Origin of the sequence: Halorubrum sp. Boch-26 (genome assembly GCF_029889805.1) — an archaeon.
Lineage (GTDB): Archaea > Halobacteriota > Halobacteria > Halobacteriales > Haloferacaceae > Halorubrum.
Window position 1 is genome coordinate 1 of sequence record NZ_JARANT010000140.1, and the last position, 4,270, is coordinate 4,270.

Annotated in this window: 3 protein-coding genes and 1 pseudogene; 1 reads left to right on the plus strand and 3 read right to left on the minus strand. The window is 65.5% G+C overall.

The features are described from left to right. Positions 1–370: 370 nt before the first annotated feature. Entirely contained in the window at positions 371–1,579 is a 1,209-nt protein-coding gene (gene lhgO / locus OQF71_RS13960; protein ID WP_280588412.1) for an L-2-hydroxyglutarate oxidase, read from the minus strand. Between the two features lie 184 nt (positions 1,580–1,763). Between lhgO and OQF71_RS13965 the strand changes: the two genes are divergently transcribed. Next, entirely contained in the window at positions 1,764–2,300 is a 537-nt protein-coding gene (locus tag OQF71_RS13965; RefSeq protein ID WP_280588413.1) for a hypothetical protein, read from the plus strand. 235 nt (positions 2,301–2,535) lie between these two features. On the opposite strand, the gene OQF71_RS13970 is transcribed toward OQF71_RS13965, so the two are convergent. Both OQF71_RS13970 and OQF71_RS13975 read right to left on the minus strand, forming a co-directional pair. Continuing rightward, the gene (locus OQF71_RS13970) at positions 2,536–3,843 is read right to left on the minus strand and encodes an acetamidase/formamidase family protein (protein ID WP_280588414.1); all 1,308 of its coding nucleotides are present in this window, start codon (positions 3,841–3,843) and stop codon (positions 2,536–2,538) included. Positions 3,844–3,958: 115 nt separating this feature from the next. Next, positions 3,959–4,207: pseudogene (locus tag OQF71_RS13975) on the minus strand (CTP synthetase); the annotation flags it as partial. Between the last annotated feature and the right edge of the window lie 63 nt (positions 4,208–4,270).

Genomic DNA, 4,270 nt, shown 5'->3' on the forward strand with positions numbered 1-4,270 from the left:
GGGCGACTCCGCCCGCGCGTGCGGGTGTGCGCTGGGGTTGCCGCCGCTGCCGAATCCGCTCGTGAGCACCGTCGCGTCCGCGTCGATCGCGGCGGCCGCCGCCTCCGCGTCGACGGTCGGTACGTCGCCGTGGAGCCGACGCTCGACCGGCCGCCGGTCGGGGGCGCGGCTCATCGAGTCCCTCGGTACGGACCTGGGCAGCGTTCGCGAGGGGCGGTGCGACCGTCGGTGGCGGCCGGAACGTGGCCGCCGCGAGTCGGGGGAAGCGCGTGGGGTGTCATGGTCCTGAGAGCGAGACGCGCCGGCCCGGAGCGAGGACTCCGCCGGCGTCGTCCCGCGAGCGGTGGTCGCAACGTCGGCCGGTCGAGACTTAAACCGTCACCTTCGCCGCGAGTCGCTCCGCGATGTGCTCGCCGAACGGCAGCGAAGAGGTGAGTCCGGGGGAGACGGCGTTGAGGACGTGGACGGCGTCCTCGCGCTCGACGAACAGCGGCTCTTTCACCAGCTCGCCGTCCGCGCTCACGAGCTGGGCGCGGATCCCCGCGTAGCTCTTTTGTAAGTCCTCGGCCCGCACGTCGGGGACCAGCTTCTGCGACGCCGACGCGAACGTCTCCTTCCGGTACGACTTGTTCAGCTCCGCCCACGCCACCGAGAGCATCAGCGGCGAGGCGAGCAGCCGCCGGAAGCCGCCGTAGGTGAGCGTCTCCCACAGCTCCCGGGGGTTCACGTCCGTGTTGTCGTACGCCTCGCGGCCGAACGCGAGGACCGCGTTCGGGCCGACGATCACCTTGCCGTCGGTGCGGCGGGTGTAGTGGACGCCGAGGAAGGGGAGCTCGGGGTTCGGCGTCGGGTAGATCATCGTCTCGCAGAGGTGGGCGCGCTCGGGGCGCACCTCGTAGTACTCGCCGCGGAACGGGACCACCTGGTACTCCTCGCCGACGCCGACCTGGTGGGCCAGCGTGTCGGCGTGGAGCCCCGCGGCGTTGACGAGGTACGAGACCTCGAACCGGCCGTTGCTCGTGTCGAGCCGATACCCCTCGGCCGCCTCCTCGATCCGGGAGACCTCGTAACCCGTGTACATCGTGACGCCCAGCTCCCGGGCCTCGCGGGCGAGCGCGTAGACGTACTGCTCCGAGTCGACGGAGGCGGCCTCCGGCGCGTGAAACGCCGCCTGCCCCTCCGCGTGGGGCTCGTGCTCGCGGATCGCCTCGCGGGAGTCGAGCAGCGCGTAGGCGACGCCGTTGGCCTCGGCCTGCTCGGCGAGGTCGTCGAGCCGCGCCGCCTCCTCGTCGTCCGTCGCGACGACGAGGACGCCCAGCTCCTCGCAGGGGACGCCGTGCTCCTCGCAGTACGCCTTCATCCGGGCGGTCCCCTCGGCCGCGAACCGCGCCTTCTTCGAGCCCGGCGGGTAATTGAACCCCGGGTGGAGCACGCCGGAATTCCGGCCGCTCTGGTGAGAGGCGAGGTGGTGTTCCTTCTCCAAGACGGCGACGTCGAGGTCGGTGCGCTCGGCGAGGTGTTTGGCGACCGACAGCCCGACGCAGCCGCCGCCGACGATGGCGACGTCGTGGCGCATCATTGCTCGTCCGACGGATCCGAGAGCGGTGTGATATAGGTGCCGTTCGGGAGGGTGTTATAGAACAGTTCACACACCTTATTGACCGTCCGTGGATCGTTCAGTACAGATCATAGAAACACCTCTGTCGCACGCGACAGTAAGATACTCCACAGAATTTTAATCAACCCTCGTTTGTATTAATTATATGACACTCGTGTACCCCGGTTGGGTAGAGCTGGCCGGATTACTTGGGATAATCTTGAGTGCACTTGCGTCTTTGCTTTTCGCATTTAACCAAACAAACCTCTCTGAAAAAATACAGCGAAACTGGCATACTCTTCGATTCGGATATAATGCGATTAACGCTCTTAAGCAGGTAATGGAGACAGAGGGTAAAATCGACTCAGGCCGGGGGTTTCAACAGCTAAGAAAGATACTCGCACAAGAAAAAACGATCTCTGAATTTGGTTTACAACATGAACCGGGAGAGTTGATAAGCGAGATCGGGTACAAAACGTACAACCATGTCAATGGGCACCACCTGTATATTATCGGGCCAAATGGAAATGAAGATGGTCAAACAATAACCATTGAGGAACTGTCAAAAGAAATAGACGATCACGTGAATGTCCGGCGAGAATTATGGGAAGATAGGATTATTTTGATCATTTGGGGATTTATGTTGGCTGGATTCGCTCTACAGGGAGTGTCGTACTTTTTTCGTCACTTCATTGTCTGGTAGTTGGAAATGAACAGTAGAACCTGAGAATGAGAACATTCAGTCTGTAGTAGGATCGATCACTATCCTGTTTTGAGGCCTTTTAGATGGGCGCACAAAATGAGATATAAGCAGACTCGTTCTGACAGCTGATTCACCGAATCCCGAGTGAAATCAAGCCCTTGCGAATAGTTCTATGACACCCCCGCCGTTCGGGGCAGTCGAGGGCGCCGGCGAGGCCGGACGACCGCCGACGGCGCTACAGGTCGTACTGGTCGCGGACCGGCCCGTCGAGGCCGCGCTCCTCCAAGACGTCGAGGGGCGCGAGCATGTCGAGCTGGACGACGCCCGGGAGCCGACCGACCTGGACGCCGCCGGTGAACGTGCAGCGCCCCCGGACCTCGCCCTCGCTCATGTCCAGCAGCGTCGTCGCGCGGTCGAAGGCGTTCTGCGTGGCGTCGTTGACGGTGGCGCCGGAGCCGACCACCTGGATCGGCGCCATCTCCGTCTCCGTCTCGACGCCGTGCTCGGCGCCGAGCTCGCGGCCGGCCTCGCGCTCCGCGTCGGTGTACGGCGCGCTGATGAACGGGAGGTCCTCCTCGTTCGGAAGCAGCACGGGGCCGTCGAGTTCGAGCCCCTTGATCACCTCGACGTCCATGGTGACGGTGCCGCTCACGTCGGTGGTGTGTAAGGAGAGCTCGCCGTCCCCCTGGTTCGCGTGGAGGTCGCCGACGTAGATCCCCGCGCCGTCGACGTCGACGGGGCAGATGAGGGTGGCGCCCGGGCGGACCTCGGGGATGTCCATGTGGCCGTCGGTGCGCTTTTCGAGGTCCGCTTCGGTCTCGACCCCGTAGTCGTGGTCGGCGCCGATGAGGCTCTGGCCGAAGTCGCCCGCGTTGTGCGAGTCGGGCATCGTCACCGACGGCGTCGTCCCGATGTTGCCGACGAACGGGCGGAGGCGGCCGAGCGTGCCGGGCATCCCGTCGGGCTCGTACAGGAGGATCGGGTGTTGCCGGGAGTTCTCGGGGATGTCCATCACCTCGTCGGCGTCGGTCGCGAGCGCGTGGGCACCGTCCTTATCGAGCGTGACGCCGACCGCGTTCTCGTGGTCGAACGCGACGGTGTAGCCGTACTCGAAGCCGAACGAGGAGGCGTTGGCGCCGCACTCGGCGCACCGGATCGCGTCCTCGCCGGTGCCCTCGACGACCGAATCGGGCCACGTCGTCCCGCACTCCGGACAGCGGTGGTCGACGAACGGGTCGTCTCGGAACGCCTCCTCGCGCTCGGCCATCGACCCCGTGCTCGTCGCCGTGCTCGTCACCTCCACGTCGCGGATGCGGATCGCGACGGCGTCGCCGACCTCGGCGCCCTCGACGCGGATCGGACGAGTGACCTCGTGACCGCCCCGGAACGAGGGGGTGATCATCGGCCCCCAACACCCCGGCGGCGTGTACGTCGTCACCGTTCCGCCGTCGGCGACGGTGCCGGCCCACTCCTGGTCCGGGCCGACCAGCCCGAGCGTGTACCGGTCGACGTACAGCTCATCCTCGATTTCGTGCTGTGACATAACACGTCACGGTACGTGACACGCCGAGATAACGCTACTGCTCGCGAACCGGAAACTGAGATACCGCCCCTGGTCGGACCAAACCGACGGGCCAGCCGACGGGAGAGCGGGCCGACTACGCCGCGCGGTCGGCGGCGCCGTCGACCAGTTCCTCGGCGACGGTCGCGGCGTCCATCAGGGCCGGATCGATCGCGAGATCGGCGACGCCCGCGACGAACTCCGGCAGCGACCGGTCGGCGTACGTCACGGCGAGGACGGCCGGGCGCAGCTCCTTGGCGATCGGGATCCCGGTCGCCTCGTCGACGTCGGTGAGGACGAAGTACGCGGCCTCGTCGATCCCGGCGTCGGCGAGCGCGTCGGCGGTGCAGCTGTGTATTATTCACATCTCCGCGCCCACGAGACTAAGGCGTCGAGAGTTAGCGGTGAT